This window comes from Sphingomonas rustica, from assembly GCF_039652585.1.
Lineage (GTDB): Bacteria > Pseudomonadota > Alphaproteobacteria > Sphingomonadales > Sphingomonadaceae > Sphingomonas > Sphingomonas rustica.
In genome coordinates this window covers 72,510-96,762 of sequence record NZ_JBDIZK010000010.1, presented here as the reverse complement: position 1 = coordinate 96,762, position 24,253 = coordinate 72,510, and the positions used below count along the sequence as shown (strand labels likewise).

Sequence of the window (24,253 nt, the reverse complement as noted above, 5' to 3'; positions counted from 1 at the left end):
AGCCGGAATGCGCCGTGGTTGCTCCGCCTGTCCGCATATCACACTTTCCCCGCACCGCAGCATTGCAATCCCCCGCATCGCTGGCTAATGCGAATTAGTCGCATAAAGGGGAAACCGTGAAACCTGCATTTATCCCGGGGCTGCTCGTCGCCCTGGCTTCGCCTACTGTTGCCTTCGCCCAAGATCAGGGGACCGCCACCGCCGATCCGGCGGCCGAGACCGCGGTTGGCGACGAGATCATCGTCACCGGGCGCGCGCAGCGTCTGTATCGGACCGAGACGACGACGGTGGGCAAGTCGGCGGAGGATCCGCTGAACATTCCCCAGGCGCTGCAGGTGATCAATTCGGACCTGTTCGCCGATCAGGGCGCGCGCGACGCGACCGATATCTATCGCAACATCTCGGGCGTCAGCTTCTTCAGCTATGCCGGGGTGACGTTCCGCGGCTTTCGCCAGGACCAGTCCTATTATGATGGCCAGCGGGGCAATCCGTTCATCGGCTTTTCGGTGCCGCAGCTGTTCAACATCGACCGGGTCGAGGTGCTGAAGGGGCCCGCCGGACTGTTCTTCGGGCCCGGATCGCCGGGCGGCATCATCAACTATGTGTCGAAGACGCCGTCGGACAAGGCGGCGCTGCGCACCGTCGTGACCGCGGGCAATTACGACCGGATCGGCATCTCGTCCGAGGCGACCGGGCGGATCGACGGCGACGGGGTGCTGACCTATCGCGTCGGCGGCTTCTATGAATCGATGGATCCGTATCGGCGAAACACGCAGAACAAGGCGCTGATCGGGGATGCCGGGCTGACGATCCGGACCAATGCGGGCGGTGCGCTGACGCTGCAGGCGACGACCTATGACAATCAGCTGCAGGCCAACCGGCTGCGCGGCGTGCTGGTCGACAATGCGGGCAATTTCCTGACCTCGATCCGCTGGAACGCGAACGAGCCGAGCGACTTCCTCCACCTGACCTCGACCGCGCTTCAGGCGCGCTATGCGACCGCGATCGGCGAGCGGGTGACGTTCGACGCGGGCGTGCGATATTTCAAGGCGACCGAGCGGCAGAAATATCACGAGCCGCGCGGGCTGAGCCCGACCAATCCCGACCTGGTGCTGCGCGAGTTCCGCGACCAGATCCGCCCGGTCGACGGCCTGTCGTTCATGGCCAACGCGACGGCGAAGGCCACCATCCTGGGCATGGAGCACAAGTTCCAGGCGGGCGGCGACTGGTATGACGAGACCAGCATCCTCCAGTCGCGGATCCTGCGCGCCGGCGTGCTGCCGCTCAGCCTGAGCAACCCGGTCTATGGCCAGTCGGACGGCGATGCGGTGCGCGCCGCGGCCTTGCCCTATACGGTCACCGATACGCGCACGAAGCGATACGGCTTCTACCTGCAGGACCAGCTGAGCCTGAGCGAGGCGCTGATGCTGGTCGCGGGCGTGCGCTACGACCGGTTCGAGGACGGGGTGACCACCAGCACCGGCGGCACGGTGAGCGCGCGGTCGCGCTACCGCGACGGCGACGTCACCTTCCGCGGCGGCGCGATCTTCAAGCCGCGGCGCGACGTGTCGCTCTATGCCAGCTGGTCGCAAAGCTTCGAGCCGCAGGCGGCGGCGAGCCAGTCGACCGATGCCGGCGGACCGTTCGCGCCGGTCACCGGCAACCAGATCGAGGCGGGCGCCAAGTCCGACCTGTTCGGCGGGCGGGTCCAGGCCAATGCCGCGGTGTACCGGATCCTGCGCCGCAACATCCTCCAGGCCGATCCGACGCTGCCGCCGGTCAACGGCCAGGACCAGTTGCGCCCGATCGGCGAGGTGACAAGCAAGGGGGTCGAGTTCGACCTGACCACCGACCTGACGCCCAACTGGGTGCTGATGGTCAATTACGGCTATAACGATGCGCGGATCACGGGCACGGTGCCGGGGCAGGCGATCACCAATGCGGTGGGCGACCGCTTCGCCAATGCGCCGGCGCACAAGGTCGGCTTCTGGACGCGATATCAGCTGCCGGTGGTCGATGCGGCCTTCGCGTTCGGCGGCGAGCATGTGTCGCGGCGGATCAGCCTGTCGGGCCAGACGGTCCGGCCCTATACGGTGTTCGACGCCTCGATCACCAAGAAGCTGGGCTTTGCCGAGGTGATGCTGCGCGTCGATAACCTGTTCGACACGGTCTATGCGGCGTCGGGCTTCTCGGCGCAGAGCGGCCATTTCCCGGGCGAGCCGCGCACCTTCCTGGCCGAGCTGCGTACGCGGTTCTGACGATGGCAAATCCCGCGCGTCCGCCGAAGCGCCGGTCCTTGTGGTGGATCGTCCACAGCTGGGCGGGGCTGAAGCTGTCGATCTTCCTGACCTTCATCCTCGCCACCGGCACGCTGGCGGTGTTCGCGCACGAGATCGACTGGCTGGTCACCCCGGCGATGCGGGTCGCGCCGCAGGACGCGCCCAGGGCGTCCTGGGGTACGATCGCCGAGGCGGCGACGCGGGCGGCCCCCGACCTTCGGCTGACGACGATCTTCGCGCCGATCGATCCGTGGTTCGCAGTCGAGGCCTGGGTCGAGCCGGAGAAGGGGGCGCCTGGCCGGGTCTATGTCGATCCCTGGACGGGGGAGGTGACCGGGCAGCATGGCTGGGCCAATGTCCATCGCTTCCTGCGCCAGGTGCATCGTCACCTGATGCTGCCGACCCGGATCGGCATTCCGATCGTCTGTGCGCTGGCGCTGTTGCTGGCGGCGTCGCTGATCACCGGGGTGGTGACCTACAAGAAATGGTGGCGCGGCTTCTTCAGACGGCCGCGCGGCGGGGACGGGCGGCGGCTGGCGGGTGATCTCCACCGGCTGGGCGGGCTGTGGAGCCTGTGGTTCGTCGCGCTGATCTCGCTGACCGGCATCTGGTATCTGGTCGAGACGCTGGGCGGCAACGCCCCGGTCGAGCGGGTGCCGGAGATCGGCAAGCGGACGATGCCGACCGGGCCGGCGCTGGACCGGCTGGTCGAGATCGCGCAGCGGGCGCGGCCGGGGCTCGAGATCCGCGAGATCCGCTTCATGGAAAAGGAAGGCGTGATCTTCCTGGGACAGGACAGCGCCTGGCTGGTGCGCGACCGGGCCAATGCCATCGCGGTCGACCCGGCCGACGGACGGGTGACCGCGACGCTGGATGGCGGCGACCTGACGCTGCATCAGCGGATTTCGGAAATGGCCGACCCGCTGCACTTCGGCACGTTCGGCGGGCTGGGGACCAAGATAGTGTGGTTCGTGTTCGGCGCGCTGATGACCGCATTGGCGGTAACCGGAACCATGATCTACGCGATGCGCCTGGCCCGGACCGAGACGGGCGGCGGGATGCGGATCGCGTGGTGCGGCATGGGCGTGTGGGGCTGGGTGGGCGTGGCGGCGGTGGTCACCGCGCTGGCGATGACGCCTTATGCGATTGGCGGGGCGAGTTGAGCTGCACCCGGTTTCGTGGACACCAAGATAAGGTGTTTTTGGACCCGGAGGGTGAAGATGCAAAGACGGAAGTTCAGCCGAGAGTTCAAACTGGAGGCGGTGAAGCTGGTATTGGAGCGGGGCGTTTCCGCAGCCCAGGCGGCTCGCGATCTCGACGTGCATGCCAACGTGCTGCGCAAGTGGATCCGCGAAGCGGAAGGCGATCCGGGATCGGCCTTTCCCGGCCACGGCAACCTGCGACCCGAGCAGCTTGAGATTGAGCGGCTACGCCGCGAGCTGGCCCGGATGAAGGCGGAGCGCGACATCCTAAAAAAAGCGGCGGCCTACTTCGCGAAGGACTCGATATGAGGTTCACCTTCATCGCGAAGCACCGGGGTATCTGGCCGGTATCGTGGATATGCGAGGCGCTCGGGGTCTCGCGCAGTGGCTTCCACGCCTGGCTCGTGCGTGCGCCGAGCGTGCGCTCTCGCAGCGACGAGGCGTTCGGCGCCAAGGTGCGTGCAAGCTTCATTTCCAGCTATCGCACTTACGGCGCGCGTCGTGTCTGGCACGATCTTCTGGCCGAAGGCCTGTCATGCGGCCTGCACCGCGTCGAACGGCTGATGCGGGCGCAGGGTCTCAAGGCTCGCCCCAGGCGTCGCGGGCTGCCCAAGGACGAGGGCCAGCGATCGGTGATCGCTGGCAACGTGCTCGATCGTCAGTTTACCGCCGCTGCGCCGAACCAGAAGTGGGTGGCAGACTTTACCTATATCTGGACCGCCGAAGGCTGGCTCTACGTCGCAGCCGTCATCGGCCTGTTCTCACGCCGCGTCGTTGGCTGGTCGATGAGCGACACGATGACAGCGCAGTTCGTCACCGACGCACTGGTGATGGCGATCTGGCGACGCGGCAAGCCCGATGCCCTCCTGCATCACTCGGACCAGGGCAGCCAGTACACCAGCGAGCAGTTCCAGCGGCTGATGACCGACAACGGCGTCACCTGCTCGATGAGCCGGTCGGGCAACGTCTGGGACAATGCAGCGATGGAGAGCTTCTTCTCCTCGCTCAAGACCGAACGGATCGCGCGGAAAACATACCGCACGCGCAATCAGGCCCGGGCGGACGTGTTCGATTATATCGAGCGCTTCTACAATCCGACACGCAGGCACTCGACCTTGGGGTATCTCAGCCCGATGGACTTCGAGAAGCAGGCTAATGTAGCCTAACCTGGTGTCCGCGAAACCGGGTGCAGCTCAAGTTGAGGGCGGTGGGGTTGGGTGGGCTTGCCCTGGAGTGGGCAATCAGGGCGGACCCGTAAACGGCCGCTATCGTCACGTGGGTCGCCCGTCTAACGTTGGGTGGAAAGTGCTCGCGCCGCTTATTGCAGGCTACCTTGCTATCGATGCTGCTGAATTGTTAGACATCAAGCTTTGGCGGGGGGCGGTAAAATGATCGTTGGTTTTTTATTCATAGTGCAAGACGTCCCTCAATTGCCTCCGCCGAGGTTGCCACTAGTGCCAATTGAAAACCTGACGGACAGCGCAGGGCGCCAAACGCTTCCTGCATACAAGGTAGATTGCAAGCTCAACGACAGTCGCGGCCGGATCAGTCACCTCAAACTGGAGCAAACCGGGGGGCGCGGCGTCCGTGGCACAAAAGACGAGCTCTGGACTATGCCGGCTTGGCGAGGATTCGTGAGCACGCCCGTTTCTCTGAAGATCGTCAAAGATGATGCCGGAATTTTTGAAAACTCCGTGGTTGAAGCCGAAGCCAGTGCCAAGCAATCCGACCTCGAAATTTATCGTTGGGATGCAACTCGGCGCTCCAACTATGATACCCTCATGCGCTTTCAGGATGGCGAGACATGGGTGATGATCCAGCTTACCGAGACGCCTGAGCCGTCCGTCAATCCGTCTGGGCCGATGGTGTATGGCGCCGTGATCACACTCCGGAGAGATAATAGAAACTTGCCTGGCGCGCATCTCGGTTTCTGCTCGATTAAAAGCAGCCCTCAAAAGCCATTGTCGCAGGCAGAAGAGGTTGAGTACCGACGCCGGTAATGTCGCTCGGGTCATGAGCGGCTACCATTCAACTCCCTCATTTTCGGTACCCGTGCGTGACAAGCGAGCGGACCATCACAGCACCCGCACCGTCCACACCCCCGTCTCGGCCTGATCGAACCGGCACATCCGCCCCGTGAACCGCTCGATGATGTCGGCGGCGGTGCGGCTGTGCTGGCTGGGTTTGACCGTGGTGAAGCTGCCGCGGCCCGCCAGCGCGAAGGGCAGGAGGAGCTGGTCTGCCAGATAGGGGCCCGCAAAGGCGTCCGACGCGAGATAGCCGGTCATGCGCTGCGCTGCCTTCTTCGCCAGCGATTCCGCCGACACGCCCAGCTTGCCGAAGCCGCTGACGATCTCGGTCGCATGTTCGAAACTTGCCTCGAGCAGCAGGATCGTGCCGGGGCCCTGATCGACCGGCAACTCGCGCGCCGAGAAGGCGCTGTCCGGCCAGTCGGGCAGGTGCCTGCGGGCGGTCGCCAGCATCCGGTCGGCGACGTCGAACGGCAGGGAGGCGAACACGGCCGACGCCGTCACGCCGGTCGGCGCGCCGCGGTCGAGGCAGTCGATCGGCGTCAGCCGCGGGGCGGGGGTGATGTCCACCTCGATCCGGCCGCCGCCGCGCGGGTAGAAGCCGTGGCGGATCAGCCGCGCCTCGATCCGCGGGCCCATGCGGTTGACGATCGGCAGGAAGCAGCGGTCGATGAAGTCGAACGGCGGCGCCATCATGTTGTGCGTGCCGCCCTCCAGCACCAGCCGCGACGGGCCGCCGGCCAGCGCCAGCGGCATCGACAGCGTCTGGAGCACCAGCCCGGCGCTGCCTGCCGATCCGACCGCGAAATGATATTCGCCGGGCACGACCGTGCCGGGCGTGAAGGCGATCTCGCCCGAGCCGATCGCCAGCCCGTCGCAGCTCGCGCCGCCGATGCGGCACGCCGCCTCGACCGCGGTCAGATGCTGGCGCATCAGCCCGGGCTTTTCGCGCCCGCCGCGGACATTGGTGATGCGGAAGGGGGTGCCGGTGATCAGCGACAGCGCACAGCTGTTGCGCACCACCTGGCCGCCGCCTTCGCCTTCGGATCCGTCGATGATGATCATGAATTTACCAGGTCCAGAAACAGTTTGTTGGCTCGGTCCGCGGCGTCTTCGGGCCGTTCGGGGCCGGTCACCTCGCCGACGCGGCCGATCTCGTCGCGGATCAGCGCGTCGATCTCGGCCAGTCGCGTGCCGTTGGCATGCTCGTTGGTCCGCGCCTTGGCCGCGACCAGCAGATCGATCTGCTCGACGATTCCGTCGGGCAGGCCGCTGAGCGCGACCAGCGACTGGAGGTTCATCGGCGGTCGCGAGTTCGGGTCGAGCCGGAGCGCGCGGATCGCGAGCGCGGGCCGCAGCGCGTAGAAATATTTCTTCACCGGCACGTCGCCGTCGCGGTCCAGCCAGCGATCGGCCGACCCCCGCGCCAGCGCGGCATAATGCCGGGCCAGTGCGGGCGGATCGAGCAGGTCGTCGGCCATCGCCGCGAGCCGGGCGATGACCGGATCGTCAGCCTGATAGCGGATCGGCGAGTTCATCCATTCGCTGACCACCGCGTTCGACTTGAGCAGCAGGCCCAGCGCCTTGCGCAAATCCCATCCGTTCAGGTCGACCTCGTCGACGATCGGCCGCTCGATCACGTCGCGCACCGGCGACAGCGCCAGATAGGCGTCGCGCGGCCGGATGTAGAGGAAGCGCACGTCATAGTCGCTGTCGGGCGAGGGGAAGCCCCAGGCGCGCGAGCCGGACTCGACCGCCAGCAACAGGCGCACGCCGTCCACCGCCTCGATCGCGGCCATGCGGCGCTCGATCTCGGTCCGGACGGGGGCGGGGATGGGATCGGTCGTCATCTCAATCGGTATCCGTTGTCAGTAGGACGGTCGCGATCCGAGTGCCTCGGTCGAACCAGAATAAACTGCGGTCCCACCCCATGCCGCGAAACCAGCCGTTCCATGGTTCCTCGCTCACCCAGCCGCCGGCACTGGAGAAACGATCTCCGATGCCGGCGCCGAAGTCGGCCACCAACTTGGCGGCGTCAGCAGCGCTGCCCCTGAAGCTGCGATACGCGCCGCCGTCCATGATCCCGCGTTCAAGCCTTTCGGTGAGTTGAGTTCCGCTCTCGTGATGGAAGCCAAGCATGGTTTCCGATGGCTGCGGCATGTTCGGAAAAGCCCTTCGGACATCCGGGTGGGTGAAAAAGTGGAAGAAGAAATCGGCCTCTATGCGATTGTGATCGAAATAGTCGCTCAGTGCGGGATCGGGATGGATCTCGAACTGGAGGAATTGCACGCCATTGGACACATTGCAGGTGGCGCGTATCGTCTTCGCCACCGCCTGAAGGCGGGGATCCAGTGCCTCGACGCGGGTCAGCGTCGTCCGGGACCAAGCGCTCTGATAAGCGATAAATCCCGGACGTGCGCCCTGGGTGGATGGCGTGAAGTCACTCATTACTACCCCTTAACGCACACCGCCTAGATCGCGGCCATGCGGCGCTCGATCTCGGTCCGGACGGGGGCGGGGATGGGGTCGGTCATCTCAATCCTCTTCGCGCCACTCAGTGACTGTTGGCGCCGGTATGAAAACACGAGGGGTCCAGCAATCGGTGCGAAGCGTACCTATTTCGGCTCCGCAGCCGCACAGTTGGTTTGGTCCATCGCAGCCATCGAGTCCGCAGCATCCGGCAAGGCGACCCTTGTCCTTGGTCATGCGCACGACCTTGGTCAGATCATCCGGGTTGAGCCAATACTGTGGGACAGATCCCAGCAACGTTGGCGTGTCCAAAGACGAAAGCCCGATTGGTTCATAGGATTCGAACGCGATGCCTGCCGGGGTCATCGGTTTGCCATCCTCCATGTCGGGTGGCGTGACCGCGGGGTCCTTGCCTGACAGGATGGCGAGGGGCCGCGTCAGCGCGATGCCGCACGCGGCACAATGTAGCTTCTTTCGCATTCAAGTTCCCCTGATGGCGGTGCGCGGGTGCCGGCTCGCAGGGCGAGCCGGCGATCGGGCGGCGGCATGCCCCCGGCATGCCGCTTGATCGCCCGATCACCCCTTCACGCACACCACCTGCTTCAGCGTGTGGACGATCTCCACCAGATCGGCCTGCGCGGCCATCACGGCTTCGATCGGCTTGTAGGCGCGCGGCGTTTCGTCGATGACGCTTTCGTCATTGCGGCATTCGACGCCGGCGGTGTCGGCGATATGCTCGTCGAGCGAGACCAGCTTCTTCGCCGCGGTACGGCTCATCACCCGGCCCGCACCGTGCGAGCAGCTGTCGAACGACTCCGGATTGCCCAGCCCGCGCACGATGAACGACTTGGCGCCCATCGATCCCGGGATGATCCCCATCACGCCCTTTGCCGCCCGCACCGCGCCCTTGCGGGTCACGAGCACGTTCTGGCCGAAATGACTCTCGCGCTGGACATAGTTGTGGTGGCAATTCACCGCTTCCATCTCCGCGTCGAACGGCCTGGCGATCTGGCCCCGCAGCGCGCGGATGACGTTGGTCATCATCGTGCGGCGGTTCAGCGCGGCAAAGTCCTGGGCCCAGCCGACCGCCTCGACATAATCGTCGAAATGGTCGGTCCCTTCCGGGAAATAGGCCAGGTCCTGATCGGGCAGGTTGATGTGCCACTTGCGCATGTCCTGCTTAGCCAGTTCGATGAAGAAGGTGCCGATCGCATTGCCGACGCCGCGCGAGCCCGAGTGCAGCATGATCCACACGCGCTGGTCCTGGTCCAGGCACAGCTCGATGAAATGGTTGCCGGTGCCCAGTGTCCCCAGATGGGTGAGGTTGTTGGTGTTACGCAACCGCGGATGCTTGTCGGCCAGCCGGTCGAAGCGCTGCGCCAGCGTGGCCCAGGCCTCGACAATCGCCGGGGGCGGGGAGCCCCAGGAGCCCGTATCGCGCTTGCCGCGTCCCACCGACCGCCCATGCGGCACCGCCTGCTCGATCGCCGAGCGGATGCCCTCCAGATTGTCGGGCAGGTCGCTCGCCACCAGCGAGGTGCGCGCCGCCATCATGCCGCAGCCGATATCGACGCCCACCGCCGCCGGGATCACCGCGCCCTTGGTCGGGATCACCGACCCCACGGTCGCGCCTATGCCGACATGGACGTCGGGCATGACCGCGACATGGCTGAACACGAACGGCATCTGCGCCGCACGCTTCAGCTGCTCGCGCGCCTGGTCCTCCACGGGCACGCCGCGGGTCCACATCTTGATCGGCACGCCGCCCTCGACATGCTGGTAATCGTACAAAGCTTCGGTCATCTCGACCTCCTTGATCCTTCTGGTGCCGGCGACGAGCGTTGGCGAGACATCCGGATCGCTCCGGCGCGGAGTTGAACCGCCCGGCCTTGCGGCCTTACCATGTAGTCCCGCCGGGCATTCGCCGGCTTGTGTGTTCGGTTCCGGCAACGAGGGATGCGGTGGACGAGGCCCCGAAGGGACATCGTTGGAAGATGTAGTCCATCGCGGCATTTGCCGGAGTGTGTCGCGTGCTGGCGACAAGGGGTTGGCGAGACGCTCATGCTCTGTCCAACTGAGCTACGGGCCGGAGGCCCGGGCGGATTCGAACCGCCGACCTTGAGATTAACAGTGTAGTCCCGCCGGCATTCGCCAGCTGTATCGTGGTTCCGGCAACGAGAGTTGCGAAGGACGGGTCCCCGAAGGGCCATCGTGACAGGATGTAGTCCTGCGCGGCATTTGCCGGAACGAAATCATGGGGCCGTGGCGACGAGATCGGTGGTGAGACTTTTCGCCAGTGCGTGAGGTGCTTTCGAACCCCCGCTCGCTGGCCCCTGATGTAGTCCCACCCGCATTCGCCACGGCCTTGTTTCCTATACCTCCGTCTGTTCGACGATGCTCACCCAGTCGCGCGTCTCGCCGGCGGCGAAGCGTGCGATCGTGTCGAACACCGCGTCGGAGAAGCCTCCGACGTTCAGGATTTCCGGACGCCCGGCCGCCTGGGTGGTCCCGTGCGGCTGGATGTCGATGCAAACCAGCTTCGCCTGCGGGTTGCGCCGCTTCAACTGGTCCCATTCGCGCATCGTCTGGGTCGCCCCCGACCGGCGTGCGTCGACCCAGGACTCATTGTCCGAGACGATGATCACCAGGTCGACCGAAGCCCGTTCGGCATTCAGCTTCGCCAGCGGAGCAGAGACGTTGGTCCCGCCGCCGCCCAGTCCGGCAAGTGCCGCCGCGTTCACCGCAAGTCGCGCATGCCGGTCCAGCCGGACATCCTTGACCCGCACCTCGAACGGCATCACCCGTGCCTCGGCATTGGTCCGCAGCATCGCCGCCGAGACCAGGGCCGCGACATCGATGCACCGCACCTTGGACGAGGCACCCTTGCGATACCCGGTCGCCGGCGAGCTCATCGAGCCCGAGACGTCCGGACACACCACGATCCTGCCCGCCACCTTCGGCACGCGCGAGACCGCGATCTCGAGCGCATCCTCCAGCGCCGCCTGAACCTTCAGCGGCACCGCGTCGTTCGCGGAATCCAGCGCCACCATCAGCTGATAGGGCAGGACCCGCGACCGCGCGATCGCTTCGGGATCGGCCAGCCGCTGCGCCACCGCCGCGGACACGCCCTCCACCGCGAACGCGCCGCTGCGCGCCAGCGTGTTCAGGTTCATCCGCAGCGCCTGCCAGCCCATCCGGCCAGCAAGCACGCCCCACTGCTCAGCCGAGAGCGGGAAGGCGGTCAGCCATTCGAACGGCACCTCGGGCAGCGGCAGCGAGGGGTCCCGCTTCCACGCCTCGAACCCGGCGATCTCGGCCGGCAATGCCGCGAGATCATAGGGCTTGCCGATCAGCCAGCCGTAAAAGGCGCGACGCTGCGCATCCGCGGGCCTGGGATGGACCATCCGGACGATATCCGCCAGCGACGGATCGTTGCCGGTGGCCGCCGCCATCAGCCGCGTCATCGACGCCCGCTCCAGCCACTGCTGGACCAGCCGCTTCGGACGCGAACCGAGCGAACGCCGCCCGACCTGGCCCGACCGCAGGATCTGCACGAAATTGCGCAGCATGCGGCCGTTATCGATCACCCGGTCGAACACCCGTACCGACAGGTCCGGATCGGCAACCGTCAGATGCGCCGCGATCAGCGCCGGCATATCCTTCATCGCGCCCGAGCGGCGCGCATAGACCGCCGCCTTTGCCGCGAACATCGGATCGACCGCGCGGATCGCCTCCAGCGCCTCCGCCAGATGCGTCTGGGCATCGGCGTAGAAGCTGTCGCTCAGCGTGCCGGTCGCGGCCAGCTGGGCGAGCTTCGCCTGCGGGCCATAGGCATAGGCCGGGGCCGCTTCGCGATTGCGCGCATCGGTCGCCGGGAACAGCGCCGCGACCGCACTGGCGAAGAGGTTCTTGTTGGCCATGTCGATCCCTTTCCAATCCTTGGGGGCGTTTGGGGCGGCCGGCCTATTCCAGCCGCCCCTCGATCCCGCCGCCCGGCCGAATGTGCCGGACACGGATAGCATTGCAGGGGGCGTGCCAACTTCGGTTGGGCAGGTGCCGGGTGTCGCATAATGACCTGTAATATAATGGATAAATCCCAATTTCTTTTGATTGGATCGGGAATGGGGCATCGTGCGACGTCCCAAGATTCCTATCGACAGGGATCGAAACTTATACGACAGGATAGGAATGCGACCTCTTACCGTTATCGGCTTTCTCGGATCCACGCTCGACGCTGCGAAGTTCGGGCCCTCGCGCTGGAACAAGTGGCGGCCGTCGGTCGCGCTGACGATGCACGAGGATCTTCGCGTCGACCGGTTCGTGATGCTGCATGGCGAGGGGCATTCGCGGCTGGCGGAATTCGTGGCGGAGGATATCGCGTCGGTCTCGCCGGAGACGCAGGTCGTGCGGCAAGTGATGACCCTGACCGATCCCTGGGACTTCGAGGAAGTGTATGGCGCGCTGCTCGACTTCGCGCGAAGCTATCCGTTCGATCCGGAGGCGGAGGATTATCTGATCCACATCACCACCGGAACGCACGTCGCACAGATCTGCCTGTTCCTGTTGACCGAGGCGAACTATCTGCCGGGCAAACTGCTCCAGACCCAGCCGGCCAAGCTCGCCGACAGCGGCGGCGCGCCCGGCCGCTGGACCGTGATCGACCTGGACCTGTCGCGCTACGACAGCATCTCGACGCGGTTCGCGGTCGACCGGGCGGCGGGGGCATCGTTCCTGAAATCGGGCATCGAGACGCGCAACGCCGCGTTCAACACGATGATCGACGAGATCGAGCAGGTCGCGATCCGCAGCCGCGCGCCGGTGCTGCTGATGGGGCCGACCGGCGCGGGCAAGAGCCAGCTGGCGCGGCGCATCCATGAACTGAAGCGCGTGAAGCGTCAGGTGAAGGGGCCGTTCGTCGAGGTGAATTGCGCGACGCTGAAGGGCGACAGCGCGATGTCGGCGCTGTTCGGGCACAAGCGCGGCGCCTTTACCGGCGCGACCTCGGACCGGCCGGGCCTGCTGCGCACGGCCGACACCGGCATGTTGTTCCTCGACGAGATCGGCGAGCTGGGGCTGGACGAGCAGGCGATGATCCTGCGCGCGATCGAGGAGAAGCGCTTCCTGCCGGTCGGCGCCGACCGCGAGGTGGCAAGCGACTTCCAGCTGATCGCCGGCACCAATCGCGATCTGGCGGCGTGCGTGACCCAGGGGACGTTCCGCGAGGACCTCTATGCGCGGCTGAACCTGTGGACCTTCGCGCTGCCCGGGCTGGCCGAGCGGCGCGAGGATATCGAGCCGAACCTGGATTACGAGCTGGACCGCTATGCCGAGCGCGAGGGCGACCGGGTGACCTTCAACCGCGAAGCGCGCGACCGCTATCTGGCGTTCGCGACCGGCGCCGACGCGCCCTGGCCCGGCAATTTCCGCGACCTGGCGGCCAGCGTGACGCGGATGGCGACCTTCAGCCCCAAGGGACGGATCGACGTGGCCGGGGTCGATGCCGAGATCGCCCGGCTGCGGCGGCTGTGGCCGGATGCCTCGGCGGGGCAGGGCGACGACGGGCTCGCCGCCTTGCTGTCGGCCGAAGCGCTGGAGGCGCTCGATCCGTTCGATCGGGTGCAGCTTGCGCATGTCGTTGCCACCTGCCGTGCCAGCCGCTCGCTGTCGGCGGCGGGACGGACGCTGTTCGCGGCGTCGCGCACCCAGCGTGCCTCGACCAACGACGCCGACCGGCTGCGCAAATATCTCACGCGCTTCGGTCTGGAGTGGAGCGCGCTGGCGGAGGGGTGAAGAGGCTTGCCGCATCGCACTGCCCGGACTAGCTCGGGGCCAAATCACGTGAGGAGAGCCCGGATGAGCGACGCCCCGACGGTAGTGCTGGAAAGGGACGGCGATGTCGGCATCGTCCGGTTGAACCGGCCCGACCGGCTGAACGCGGTGACCTATCCGATGCTCGACCTGATCGCGGCGACGCTACGGCAGGCGGTGGACGAGGGCGCGCGGGCGATCCTGCTGACCGGCGAGGGGCGGGCCTTCTGTTCGGGTGCCGACCTGTCGGGCCGCGGCGGCGACGCGTTGCTCGATCCGGGCGAATCGCTGCGGCGCCACTACAATCCGATGATGCGGACCTTCGCCGACCTGCCGGTCCCGATCGTCACCGCGATCAACGGTCCGGCCGCGGGGGCGGGTGCCTCGATCGCGCTGGGCGGCGATATCGTCGTCATGGCGCGCTCGGCCTATCTGCTGCTCGCCTTCGCCAATATCGGGCTGGTCCCCGATGCCGGCGGCACCTGGCTGATCGCCAAGGCGGCGGGTCGCGCCAAGGTGCTGGAGATGGCGTTGCTGGGCGAGAAGCTGCCCGCCGACCAGGCGCTGGACGCCGGCCTGGTCACCCGCGTGGTCGATGACGAGGCGCTGATGGACACTGCGCTCGACTATGCGCGCCGGCTGGCGGCCAAGCCGACGGTCGCGCTCGGGCTGATCCGCAAGCAGGTGGCCGCGGCGCTGTCGGGCACGTTCGAGCAGACGCTGGAGATCGAGGCGTCGCACCAGTCGATCGCCGGCAGGACCGAGGATTTCCAGGAAGGCGTCGCTGCCTTCCTCCAGAAGCGCCAGCCGGCGTTCCGCGGCAAATGAGCCAGTATGACGTGCTGATCGTCGGTGCCGGTCACGCCGGCGCCCAGGCCGCGATCGCGCTGCGCCAGAACAAGTTCGCCGGCACCATCGCCATGATCGGCGACGAGCCCGAGATCCCCTATGAGCGCCCGCCGCTGTCGAAGGAGTATTTCTCGGGCGAAAAGGCGTTCGAGCGCATCCTGATCCGCCCCGCCGCCTTCTGGCAGGAGCGGCAGGTCGAGATGCTCCTGGGGCGCCGCGTCGTGTCCGTCGACCCGGCCGGCAAGGCCGTCACGACCGCGGACGGCGAGACGATTGGCTATGGCGCGCTGATCTGGGCGACCGGCGGCAAGCCGCGCGAGCTGCCCTGTGGCGGACATCACCTGACCGGTCTGCACACCGTGCGCACCCGCGCCGATGCCGACCGGATGCTGGCAGAGCTGGACGGCGTCACCCGCGTCGTCGTGATCGGCGGCGGCTATATCGGGCTCGAGGCGGCGGCGGTGCTGAACAAGTTCGGCAAGCAGGTCGTGGTGCTCGAGGCGCTCGACCGGGTGCTGGCGCGCGTCGCCGGCGAGCCGCTGTCGCGTTTCTACGAGGCGGAGCACCGCGCCCACGGTGTCGAGATCCGTCTGTGCGTGACCGTCGCCTGCATCGAGGGCGAGGACAAGGTGACCGGCGTGCGCCTGTCAGGCGGCGCGGTGGTGCCGGCCGACATGGTGATCGTCGGCATCGGCATCGTTCCCGCGGTCCAGCCGCTGATCGACGCCGGCGCCCTGGGCGGCAATGGCGTGACCGTCGATAGCCAGTGCCGCACCTCGCTGCCCGACATCTATGCGGTGGGCGACTGTTCCCAGCATTCGAACCGCTTCGCCGAGGGCAGGGCGATCCGGCTGGAATCGGTACAGAACGCCAACGACCAGGCGACCGTGGCGGCGAAGACGATCCTGGGGATCGATACCGAATATGACGCGGTGCCGTGGTTCTGGTCGAACCAGTATGACCTGCGGCTCCAGACCGTCGGCCTGTCGACCGGCTATGACGCGACCGTGGTCCGCGGCGATCCCGCGGCGCGCAGCTTCTCGGTCCTGTATCTACGCGACCGCCGCGTGATCGCGCTCGACTGCGTCAATTCGACCAAGGACTATGTCCAGGGCCGGAAGCTGGTGGTCGAGGGCGCGGTGATCGATCCGGCGAGGCTGGCGGATGCGTCGGTGCCGCTGAAGGAAATGGCGGGGTGACGGGTGGAGTTGTGCGGTCGGTTCGTGCCGCCATTTTCCTCTCGCGGAGCTGCGCTCCGAGGGAGGAGATTATCTGAACCCGTACGGCACTGCGCCGCGCGCGTCCGCGTCGATGCGGATCTCGCTGCCTGCGGGCGGGAAGGCGCGCTGGTCGCAGTCGGTGCGGGGGCAGATGCGGCAGCTGGTGCCGATCGGGGTGGCGATGCCGTCGGTGCGCAGGCCGTCGGCATAGATGAAGTCGGGCGCGTGGCTCTCCTCGCAACCCAGCGCCACGGCATAGCGGCGGGGCGGGCGGGTATAGCTGCCCGAGGGTTTGACCAGGCCCTTCGCCATCGAGACATAGCGCACGCCGTCGGGCGTCTCGGCCATCTGGACCAGGATGCGGTCGGGGATCGCCACCGCCTCGTGCACCACCCATAGCGGACAGGCGCCGCCGAAGCGCGCGAATTGCAGGCGGGTGGCCGAATGGCGCTTGGTGATGTTGCCCGCCATGTCGACGCGGCAGAAGAAGAAGGGAATGCCCGCCGCGCCCGGCCGCTGCAGCGTCGAGAGGCGGTGGCAGGTCTGTTCGAAGCTGGTGCCGAAACGCTGGCGCAGCCGGTCGATATCGTGACGCAGCTCGCGCGCCGCCGCGCGGAACCGGGCATAGGGCATTACCAGCGCCCCCGCGGCATAGTTTGCCAGCCCCGCCGACAGCAATTCGCGCCCGGCGGCGGAATCGATTCCGCGATGCGCGATGTCGCGGATCAGCTCGGCGAATTCGAGCCGGGCGAGCTGATGCGCCAGGCTGAAGAGGTTGGTCTCCGGCCCCTGCGACGGATCGACCTGCAGCAGGCGGGCGTCGGGATCATAGGCGCGCAGGCGCGTGCCGCCCGCTTCCACCGTCACGCCGTGGCGCTCGCGCAGCCGGAGCTCGATCGCGCGTGCGCCCTCGTGAAGCTCGCCCGCGATCCGTTCGGCCTCGCGGTCGATCGGGTCGATATAGTTGCGCTCGGCATGGAACCAGTCGCGCACCTCGTCCCAGGGCAGCCGCGCCTCCCCGGTTTCGAACCGGTCGTCGAGCACGCGCAACTGGTCCTGCGACCGGCGATAGGCCGAATGCAGCGCGACCATCCGCCGTACCAGCTGCGGCTGCTGCTTCACGCCGCGCTGGACTGCCTCCTGACCGATCGCGCCGTCGGGCACGCTGGGATCGACTGCCGCCTCGACCCCCTCGATCAGCAGCGAGGTCTCCTCCTGCGGGTCGATCGTCGCCCAGTCGGTGGGGAAGGCCTCGCCCAGCGCGCCGAGCACCGCAGGCGTGATCGGCCGGTCGCCATTCTCGATCTGCGAGAGATAGCTGACCGAGATGCGCAGCCGCGCCGCCATCTCCGCCTGGCTCAGCACCAGCCGGGTGCGAAGCTCGCGCACCAGATGGCCGGCGAAGATGCGGCGGGTCGACATGGACCGGGATCCTAGGACTGGCCACCGTAGTTTGCAAACATCCCGTCGGTGGGTTTGCAACATCACAGTTGCGCCGCGATGCAAGCTGTGAAACGGGCAGGCTTTGGCCAGCCGGAGACCGCCCTTGTCCTCGACGATCGAAGAACTGGAACGCCGCCGCGATGCCGCCCGTGCAGGCGGGGGCGAGAAGCGGGTCGCCGCGCAGCATGCCAAGGGCAAGCTGACCGCGCGCGAGCGGGTCGAGGTGCTGCTCGACGAGGGGTCGTTCGAGGAGCTCGACATGTATGTCGAGCATAATTGCGTCGATTTCGGCATGCCCGACCAGATCGTTCCGGGTGACGGCGTCGTCACCGGCAGCGGGACGATCAACGGCCGGCTGGTGTTCGTGTTCAGCCAGGACTTCACCGTGTTCGGCGGGTCGCTGTCCGAACGCCATGCGCAGAAGATCTGCAAGATCATGGACATGGCGCTGAAGGTCGGCGCGCCGGTGATCGGTCTGAACGATTCGGGCGGCGCGCGCATCCAGGAGGGCGTTGCCAGCCTGGGCGGCTATGCCGAGGTGTTCCAGCGCAACGTGCTGGCATCGGGCGTGGTCCCGCAGCTGAGCCTGATCATGGGGCCGTGCGCGGGCGGCGCGGTCTATTCGCCGGCGATGACCGACTTCATCTTCATGGTGAAGGATTCCTCCTACATGTTCGTCACCGGTCCCGACGTGGTGAAGACGGTGACCAACGAGGTGGTGACGCAGGAGGAACTGGGCGGCGCGGTGACGCACACGACGCGCTCGTCGGTCGCCGACCTGGCGCTGGAGAATGATATCGAGGCGCTGCTGGCGGCGCGCGACTTCATCGATTTCCTGCCCGCCTCGAACCGCGAGCGCGCGCCCGAGCGGCCGTGCCACGATCCGTGGGACCGGATCGAGGACAGCCTGGACACGCTGATCCCGCCCAGCGCCAACCAGCCCTATGACATGCACGAGCTGATCCGGAAGACGGTGGACGAGGGCGATTTCTTCGAATTGCAGCCCGCGCATGCCGCCAACATCATCATCGGCTTCGGCCGGATCGAGGGGCGCACCGTCGGCATCGTCGCCAACCAGCCGATGGTGCTGGCCGGCTGCCTCGACATCAACTCGTCGAAAAAGGCGGCGCGGTTCGTGCGCTTCTGCGACGCGTTCGAGATCCCGATCGTCACCTTCGTCGACGTGCCGGGCTTCCTGCCGGGGGTTGGTCAGGAGCATTCGGGCATCATCAAGCACGGTGCCAAGCTGCTGTTCGCCTATGCCGAGGCGACCGTGCCGAAGATCACCGTCATCACGCGCAAGGCCTATGGCGGCGCCTATGACGTCATGGCGTCGAAGCATCTTCGCGGCGACCTCAACTATGCCTGGCCGACCGCTGAGATCGCGGTGATGGGCGCAAAGGGCGCAGTGGAGATCATCTTCCGCGGCCGCACGCCCGAGGAAATCGCCGAGAAGACCGCGGAATATGAGGCACGCTTCGCCAATCCGTTCGTTGCCGCCAGCAAGGGCTTCATCGACGAGGTGATCATGCCGCATTCGACCCGCCGCCGGATCGCGCTGGGCCTGCGCAAGCTTCGCAACAAGAAGCTCGAGAATCCGTGGAAGAAGCACGACAACATCCCGCTGTGATTGCGTGCCCTCCGGGCGCGGAGGGCCATTCGAAGGACCGTTTCATGACCACCGATCCCGTCGTCATCCTTTCCTATGCCCGCACGCCGATGGGCAGCTTCCAGGGCAGCCTGTCGGGCGCGACCGCGACCGAGCTGGGCGCGACCGCTGTCAGGGCCGCCGTCGAGCGCGCCGGCGTCGATCCGCAGGATGTCGAGCGCTGCTATATGGGCTGCGTGCTGCCCGCCGGCCTCGGCCAGGCACCGGCGCGCCAGGCGGCGCGCGGCGCGGGCCTGCCCGACCATGTCGAGGCGACCACGGTCAACAAGATGTGCGGCAGCGGCATGAAGGCGGCGATGATGGCCGCCGACGCGATCGCCGCGGGCAGCAGCGACATCATCGTCGCGGGCGGCATGGAGAGCATGTCGAACGCGCCCTATCTGTCGAAGAAGCACCGCGCCGGCGCGCGGATCGGCCATGACACCGTCTATGACCACATGATGCTCGACGGCCTCGAGGATGCCTATGAGCCCGGCAAGGCGATGGGCGTCTTTGCCGAGGCGACCGCGGGCGAGTATCAGCTGACCCGCCAGGCGCAGGACGATTACGCGATCGAATCGCTGACCCGCGCGCAGAAGGCCCAGAGCTCGGGCGCGTTCGACGGCGAGATCGTCGCGGTCGAGGTGAAGACTCGCAAGGGCTTCGAGACGGTCGACAAGGACGAGCAGCCGCTGAAGGGCGACCCCTCGAAGATCCCGACCCTGCGTCCCGCCTTCGCCAAGGACGGGACGATCACCGCGGCCAATGCCAGCTCGATCTCCGACGGCGCCGCCGCGCTGGTGCTGGCGCGCGCCTCGGTCGCGGAGGCCAAGGGGCTGAAGCCGGTCGCCCGCATCGTCGGCCATACCGCGCATGCCCGCCTGCCGGCGCATTTCACCACGGCACCGGTCGGCGCAATCGAGAAGCTGCTGGCGAAGACCGGCTGGAGCGTCGGCGATGTCGACCTGTTCGAGATCAATGAGGCGTTCGCCTGCGTCACCATGTTCGCGATGCGCGACCTCGGCATCCCGCACGACAAGGTGAACATCCATGGCGGCGCGACCGCGATGGGCCATCCGATCGGCGCATCGGGCGCGCGCATCCTGGCGACGCTGATCGCGGCTCTGCAGAAGACCGGCGGCAAGCGCGGCGTGGCCGCCTTGTGCATCGGCGGCGGCGAGGCGACGGCGATGGCGGTGGAGCTGGTCTGATGAAACTGGGTCGCCTCAACCATGTCGGCGTCGCGACGCCGTCGATCGATCAATCGATCGCCTTCTACCGCGACGTGATGGGCGCGCAGGTGATCCGCGAGCCGTTCGACCTGCCGGCGCAGGGCGTGAAGGTCTGCTTCGTCGATACGCCCAACAGCCAGATCGAGTTGATCGAGCCGCTGGGCGAGGGGTCGCCGATCCACGGCTTCCTGGCCAAGAACCCGGCCGGCGGCCAGCATCACCTCTGCTATGAAGTGCCCGACATCGCCGATGCCAAGGCCTGGTTCGAGGCGAAGGGCGCCAGGGTGCTCGGCGAACCCCGCATCGGCGCACACGGCACCCCGATCTTCTTCGTCCACCCCAGGGACATGGGCGGCGTGCTGACCGAGATCATGGAGACGCCCCGTGGCGAGCATTGAGATTTCTCCTTCCCTTGCGGGAGAAGGAAGGGGCCCGCTGCCGCAGGCAGTGGGAAGGATGAGGGGGCCTGAGTCCAATTCCCCCTCACCCTTCCGCAGCCTATGGCTGCTCCCTCCCTCTCCCACAGGGGGAGAGGGGCAGTGAGCGACAAGCCAACCCTCGCCCAATGGTCAGCCGCCGCTTCGAAGGAAGTGAAGGGTCGCGACCTCACCTGGCACACGCCGGAGGGGATCGACGTCAAGCCGCTCTACACCGCCGAGGACGTCGCCGGGATCGACGCGGGCCTGCCGGGCTTCGCGCCGTTCACCCGCGGGGTGCGCGCGTCGATGTATGCCGGGCGGCCCTGGACGATCCGCCAATATGCCGGCTTCTCGACCGCCGAGGCGTCGAACGCATTCTACCGCCGCAACCTGGCGGCGGGGCAGAAGGGGCTGAGCGTCGCCTTCGATCTCGCCACGCACCGCGGCTATGACAGCGACCATCCCCGCGTCACCGGCGATGTCGGCAAGGCCGGCGTGGCGATCGACACGATCGACGACATGAAGATCCTGTTCGACGGCATCCCGCTCGATCAGATGTCGGTCAGCATGACGATGAACGGCGCGGTGATCCCGATCCTCGCCTTCTTCATCGTCGCCGGCGAGGAACAGGGCGTGCCCCGCGCGCAGCTGGACGGGACCATCCAGAACGACATCCTCAAGGAGTTCATGGTCCGCAACACCTATATCTACCCGCCCGAGCCGAGCATGCGGATCATCTCGGACATCTTCGGCTATACCAGCCGCGAGATGCCCAAGTTCAACTCGATCTCGATCTCCGGCTATCACATGCAGGAAGCCGGAGCGACGCAGGTCCAGGAGCTTGCCTTCACCATCGCCGACGGCATGGAATATGTGAAATACGGCGTCGCATCGGGCCTGGACATCGACAAGTTCGCCGGGCGGCTGAGCTTCTTCTTCGCGATCGGCATGAACTTCTTCATGGAGATCGCCAAGCTGCGCGCCGCGCGCGTTCTGTGGCACCGCGTCATGACGAAGCTGGGCGCGCAGGACGAGCGGTCGAAGATGCTGCGCACGCACTGCCAGACCTCGGGCGTGTCGCTGACCGAGCAGGACCCGTACAACAACGTCATGCGCACCACGATCGAGGCGATGGCGGCGATGCTGGGCGGGACCCAGTCGCTTCACACCAACGCGCTCGACGAGGCGATCGCGCTGCCCACCGACTTCTCCGCCCGGATCGCGCGCAACACCCAGATCGTGATCCAGGAAGAGACGGGCATGACCAAGGTCGTCGATCCGCTGGGCGGCAGCTATTATGTCGAGAGCCTGACGCAACAGCTGGTCGACAGCGCCTGGGAGATCATCGAGCGCGTCGAGTCAGAGGGCGGCATGGCCAAGGCGGTCGCCGCCGGCTGGCCCAAGGCGATGATCGAGGAAGCCGCCGCGGCCACCGCCGCGCGGATCGACCGCGGCGAGCAGGTGATCGTCGGCGTCAACAAGTATCGCAAGGACGGCGAGGATCCGATCGACATCCTCGATGTCGACAACCACGCCGTGCGCGAGGCGCAGATCGCCCGCATCCGCAAGGTGAAGGCCGGCCGCGACGAGGCCGCCTGCCAGGCCGCGCTGGAGACGCTGCGCGTCGGGGCGGAAGGGACCGCAAACCTGCTCGAACTCGCGGTCGAATGCGCCCGCGCGCGCGCGACCCTGGGCGAGATCAGCTCGGCGATGGAGGCGGGCTTCGGCCGCTACGGCACGCAGCCGACGCCGGTTAAGGGCGTCTATGGCGGCGCCTATGCCGACGATGTCCGCTGGGAAAGGCTGAAGGATGGCGTCGCCGCCACCGAACGCCGGCTGGGTCGCCGCCCCCGCATGCTCGTCGCCAAGATGGGGCAGGACGGGCATGACCGCGGCGCCAACCTCGTCTCGTCGGCGTTCGGCGACCTGGGCTTCGAGGTCGTGCCGGGCCCGCTGTTCCAGACGCCGCAGGAAGCCGCGCTGCTTGCGCTGGAATCCGACGTCGACGTCGTCGGCGCGTCCAGCCTTGCGGCCGGCCACAAGACCCTCATTCCCGAACTGATCCGCGAGCTGAAGGATGCCGGCCGCGCCGACATCAAGGTGGTCGCCGGCGGGGTGATCCCGGCGCAGGATTACGAGTATCTGCGCGAAGCGGGGGTGCAGGCGATCTTCGGACCGGGTACGAACCTGGTGAAGGCGGCCGAGGAAGTGCTCCGGCTGCTCGGCCACAACATGCCGCCCGTGGAGGAAGCCGCCGAATGAGCGACGATGCGGAAGCACCGGTCGATGTGCCGCATGACGGCGAGACCCTGCTCTACGATTATTTCAAGCATCTCACCTCGCTATGCCTGTTCTCGCTGGGCGGGGTGCTGGCGCTGGCGCAGAACGCCAAGGGCGTCTCGGCTGGTGTCATGATCGCGGTGCTGGGCGTGATCGGCGTTGCGGCGCTGATCTCGTTCAGCGGCACCGCGGAGATCGTCGCTGCGCGGTTTCACCGCAAGCCGCTGGCCAAGCACGTCAATCACTATCGCGCGATCGCGCCGGTCTTCCTCTCGGTCGGCGTCGGCATGTTCCTCTATCTCTTCACAAGGACGCTCCACCCGTGATCCGTACCGACTGGACCCGCGACGAGGTCGCCGCGCTGTTCGACATGCCGTTCCTCGACCTGGTGTACGAGGCGGCGACGATCCACCGCGAACATCATCCGCGCAACGCGGTGCAGCTGTCGACCTTGCTGTCGATCAAGACCGGCGGCTGCGTCGAGGATTGCGGCTATTGCAACCAGTCCACCCACGCCGAGACCGGGCTGAAGGCGACGAAGCTGATGGACCCCCGCGCGGTGCTGCAGGCGGCGGCGCAGGCCAAGGATAACGGCTCGTCGCGCTTCTGCATGGGCGCGGCGTGGCGCGAGCCCAAGGATCGCGACATGCCCGCCATCATCGAGATGGTGAAGGGCGTGCGCCAGATGGGCATGGAAACCTGCATGACTTTGGGCATGCTGACCGAGCGTCAGGCGGCGCAGCTGGCCGAGGCCGGGCTCGACTATTACAACCACAATATCGACACCAGCCCCGAGAATTACGCCAACGTCATCTCGACGCGCAGCTTCCAGGACCGGCTCGACACGCTCGACGCGGTGCGCTCGGCGGGCATCAACGTGTGCTGCGGCGGGATCGTCGGCATGGGCGAGACGCGCGAGGATCGCGTCGGCTTCCTCCACGTGCTGGCGACGATGCCGCATCCCGAAAGCGTGCCGATCAACGCGCTGGTGCCGGTCAAGGGCACCGTGCTGGGCGACATGCTGGCCGACACGCCGCTGGCGAAGATCGACGAGATCGAGTTCGTCCGCACCGTCGCCGTCGCGCGCATCCTTATGCCGCATTCGATGGTCCGCCTGTCGGCCGGGCGCGAGAGCATGTCGGACGAGACCCAGGCGCTGTGCTTCATGGCGGGCGCCAATTCGATCTTCACCGGCGACAAGCTGCTGACCACAGGCAATGCCGGCGACGACAGGGACGCCGCGCTGTTCGCCCGCCTGGGCGTCCGCGCGATGCAGGGCGAGGTGAAGGCCGAGCTGGAAGCTGCAGAGTGATTCTCCCCTCCCGCTTGCGGGAGGGGCCGGGGGAGGGCCTGTTCCTCCCGACACAACAGACA

Annotated in this window: 20 protein-coding genes; 13 read left to right on the top strand and 7 right to left on the bottom strand. The window is 66.9% G+C overall.

Going from position 1 to position 24,253, the window contains the following annotated elements:
* Nucleotides 1–116: 116 nt before the first annotated feature.
* The 4 genes from TPR58_RS16420 (at nt 117) to TPR58_RS16405 (ending at nt 5,481) form a co-directional block, all read left to right on the top strand.
* Nucleotides 117–2,258 (top strand): TonB-dependent siderophore receptor, encoded by a 2,142-nt coding sequence (locus tag TPR58_RS16420; RefSeq protein WP_346247808.1) that lies wholly within the window; start codon nt 117–119, stop codon nt 2,256–2,258.
* A gap of 2 nt (nt 2,259–2,260) precedes the next feature.
* Nucleotides 2,261–3,442, top strand: a complete 1,182-nt coding sequence (locus tag TPR58_RS16415; RefSeq protein ID WP_346247807.1) for a PepSY-associated TM helix domain-containing protein — start codon at nt 2,261–2,263, stop codon at nt 3,440–3,442.
* 57 nt (nt 3,443–3,499) lie between these two features.
* Nucleotides 3,500–4,647, top strand: a protein-coding gene (locus TPR58_RS16410) for an IS3 family transposase (RefSeq protein WP_346247806.1) whose coding sequence is annotated in 2 segments (ribosomal slippage) — nt 3,500–3,761 and nt 3,761–4,647 — 1,149 coding nt in all. Because the reading frame shifts where the segments join, the coding sequence is not laid out codon by codon here.
* Nucleotides 4,648–4,869: 222 nt separating this feature from the next.
* On the top strand, nt 4,870–5,481 hold the full coding sequence (locus tag TPR58_RS16405; RefSeq protein ID WP_346247805.1) for a hypothetical protein: 612 nt from the start codon (nt 4,870–4,872) through the stop codon (nt 5,479–5,481).
* Nucleotides 5,482–5,556: 75 nt separating this feature from the next.
* Here the strand turns inward: TPR58_RS16405 and rtcA are convergent, their stop codons facing one another.
* The 6 genes from rtcA to TPR58_RS16375 form a co-directional block, all read right to left on the bottom strand.
* Nucleotides 5,557–6,576: an RNA 3'-terminal phosphate cyclase gene (gene rtcA, locus TPR58_RS16400; protein ID WP_346247804.1), complete on the bottom strand. Its 1,020-nt coding sequence runs from the start codon at nt 6,574–6,576 to the stop codon at nt 5,557–5,559.
* Complete coding sequence (locus TPR58_RS16395; protein WP_346247803.1) at nt 6,573–7,361, bottom strand: nucleotidyltransferase domain-containing protein; 789 nt, start codon at nt 7,359–7,361, stop codon at nt 6,573–6,575. Before TPR58_RS16395 ends, rtcA begins: the two co-directional genes overlap by 4 nt.
* Nucleotide 7,362: 1 nt before the next feature.
* Entirely contained in the window at nt 7,363–7,959 is a 597-nt protein-coding gene (locus tag TPR58_RS16390; protein ID WP_346247802.1) for a hypothetical protein, read from the bottom strand.
* Between the two features lie 87 nt (nt 7,960–8,046).
* Complete coding sequence (locus TPR58_RS16385) at nt 8,047–8,460, bottom strand: hypothetical protein (protein ID WP_346247801.1); 414 nt, start codon at nt 8,458–8,460, stop codon at nt 8,047–8,049.
* 96 nt (nt 8,461–8,556) lie between these two features.
* On the bottom strand, nt 8,557–9,783 hold the full coding sequence (locus TPR58_RS16380; RefSeq protein WP_346247800.1) for an RtcB family protein: 1,227 nt from the start codon (nt 9,781–9,783) through the stop codon (nt 8,557–8,559).
* 569 nt (nt 9,784–10,352) lie between these two features.
* Entirely contained in the window at nt 10,353–11,900 is a 1,548-nt protein-coding gene (locus tag TPR58_RS16375) for a vWA domain-containing protein (protein ID WP_346247799.1), read from the bottom strand.
* A 268-nt stretch (nt 11,901–12,168) separates the two neighbouring features.
* Here TPR58_RS16375 and rtcR point away from each other — a divergent pair, with 268 nt between their 5' ends.
* From rtcR to TPR58_RS16360, 3 genes are all read left to right on the top strand, one after another.
* A complete protein-coding gene (rtcR, locus tag TPR58_RS16370) occupies nt 12,169–13,770 on the top strand; it encodes an RNA repair transcriptional activator RtcR (protein ID WP_346247798.1) in 1,602 nt (533 codons plus the stop codon).
* Between the two features lie 63 nt (nt 13,771–13,833).
* A complete protein-coding gene (locus TPR58_RS16365; RefSeq protein WP_346247797.1) occupies nt 13,834–14,616 on the top strand; it encodes an enoyl-CoA hydratase-related protein in 783 nt (260 codons plus the stop codon).
* A complete protein-coding gene (locus TPR58_RS16360; RefSeq protein ID WP_346247796.1) occupies nt 14,613–15,836 on the top strand; it encodes an NAD(P)/FAD-dependent oxidoreductase in 1,224 nt (407 codons plus the stop codon). Before TPR58_RS16365 ends, TPR58_RS16360 begins: the two co-directional genes overlap by 4 nt.
* A 69-nt stretch (nt 15,837–15,905) precedes the next feature.
* Here the strand turns inward: TPR58_RS16360 and TPR58_RS16355 are convergent, their stop codons facing one another.
* Complete coding sequence (locus TPR58_RS16355) at nt 15,906–17,279, bottom strand: helix-turn-helix domain-containing protein (RefSeq protein ID WP_346247795.1); 1,374 nt, start codon at nt 17,277–17,279, stop codon at nt 15,906–15,908.
* 124 nt (nt 17,280–17,403) lie between these two features.
* Here TPR58_RS16355 and TPR58_RS16350 point away from each other — a divergent pair, with 124 nt between their 5' ends.
* The 6 genes from TPR58_RS16350 (at nt 17,404) to bioB (ending at nt 24,191) form a co-directional block, all read left to right on the top strand.
* Complete coding sequence (locus TPR58_RS16350; protein ID WP_346247794.1) at nt 17,404–18,930, top strand: acyl-CoA carboxylase subunit beta; 1,527 nt, start codon at nt 17,404–17,406, stop codon at nt 18,928–18,930.
* Nucleotides 18,931–18,974: 44 nt separating this feature from the next.
* Nucleotides 18,975–20,159: an acetyl-CoA C-acyltransferase gene (locus TPR58_RS16345; protein WP_346247793.1), complete on the top strand. Its 1,185-nt coding sequence runs from the start codon at nt 18,975–18,977 to the stop codon at nt 20,157–20,159.
* Nucleotides 20,159–20,578: a methylmalonyl-CoA epimerase gene (gene mce / locus TPR58_RS16340; RefSeq protein WP_346247792.1), complete on the top strand. Its 420-nt coding sequence runs from the start codon at nt 20,159–20,161 to the stop codon at nt 20,576–20,578. Before TPR58_RS16345 ends, mce begins: the two co-directional genes overlap by 1 nt.
* Nucleotides 20,579–20,719: 141 nt before the next feature.
* A complete protein-coding gene (gene scpA / locus TPR58_RS16335; protein WP_346247791.1) occupies nt 20,720–22,861 on the top strand; it encodes a methylmalonyl-CoA mutase in 2,142 nt (713 codons plus the stop codon).
* Nucleotides 22,858–23,205 carry a hypothetical protein gene (locus TPR58_RS16330; protein WP_346247790.1) on the top strand — a complete coding sequence of 116 codons (348 nt, stop codon included), beginning with the start codon at nt 22,858–22,860 and terminating at the stop codon, nt 23,203–23,205. Before scpA ends, TPR58_RS16330 begins: the two co-directional genes overlap by 4 nt.
* Nucleotides 23,205–24,191 carry a biotin synthase BioB gene (gene bioB / locus TPR58_RS16325; protein ID WP_346247932.1) on the top strand — a complete coding sequence of 329 codons (987 nt, stop codon included), beginning with the start codon at nt 23,205–23,207 and terminating at the stop codon, nt 24,189–24,191. Before TPR58_RS16330 ends, bioB begins: the two co-directional genes overlap by 1 nt.
* Nucleotides 24,192–24,253: the final 62 nt, after the last annotated feature.

Bases quoted from the DNA above. Each gene is read 5' to 3' on its own strand.
- TPR58_RS16355 (WP_346247795.1), bottom strand. From the start codon at position 17,279: ATGTCGACCCGCCGCATCTTCGCCGGCCATCTGGTGCGCGAGCTTCGC.
- TPR58_RS16345 (WP_346247793.1), top strand. From the start codon at position 18,975: ATGACCACCGATCCCGTCGTCATCCTTTCCTATGCCCGCACGCCGATG.
- rtcR (WP_346247798.1), top strand. From the start codon at position 12,169: ATGCGACCTCTTACCGTTATCGGCTTTCTCGGATCCACGCTCGACGCT.
- rtcA (WP_346247804.1), bottom strand. From the start codon at position 6,576: ATGATCATCATCGACGGATCCGAAGGCGAAGGCGGCGGCCAGGTGGTG.
- TPR58_RS16330 (WP_346247790.1), top strand. From the start codon at position 22,858: ATGAGCGACGATGCGGAAGCACCGGTCGATGTGCCGCATGACGGCGAG.
- TPR58_RS16365 (WP_346247797.1), top strand. From the start codon at position 13,834: ATGAGCGACGCCCCGACGGTAGTGCTGGAAAGGGACGGCGATGTCGGC.
- TPR58_RS16360 (WP_346247796.1), top strand. From the start codon at position 14,613: ATGAGCCAGTATGACGTGCTGATCGTCGGTGCCGGTCACGCCGGCGCC.
- TPR58_RS16375 (WP_346247799.1), bottom strand. From the start codon at position 11,900: ATGGCCAACAAGAACCTCTTCGCCAGTGCGGTCGCGGCGCTGTTCCCG.
- TPR58_RS16385 (WP_346247801.1), bottom strand. From the start codon at position 8,460: ATGCGAAAGAAGCTACATTGTGCCGCGTGCGGCATCGCGCTGACGCGG.
- mce (WP_346247792.1), top strand. From the start codon at position 20,159: ATGAAACTGGGTCGCCTCAACCATGTCGGCGTCGCGACGCCGTCGATC.
- TPR58_RS16405 (WP_346247805.1), top strand. From the start codon at position 4,870: ATGATCGTTGGTTTTTTATTCATAGTGCAAGACGTCCCTCAATTGCCT.
- TPR58_RS16415 (WP_346247807.1), top strand. From the start codon at position 2,261: ATGGCAAATCCCGCGCGTCCGCCGAAGCGCCGGTCCTTGTGGTGGATC.
- TPR58_RS16380 (WP_346247800.1), bottom strand. From the start codon at position 9,783: ATGACCGAAGCTTTGTACGATTACCAGCATGTCGAGGGCGGCGTGCCG.
- TPR58_RS16395 (WP_346247803.1), bottom strand. From the start codon at position 7,361: ATGACGACCGATCCCATCCCCGCCCCCGTCCGGACCGAGATCGAGCGC.
- TPR58_RS16390 (WP_346247802.1), bottom strand. From the start codon at position 7,959: ATGAGTGACTTCACGCCATCCACCCAGGGCGCACGTCCGGGATTTATC.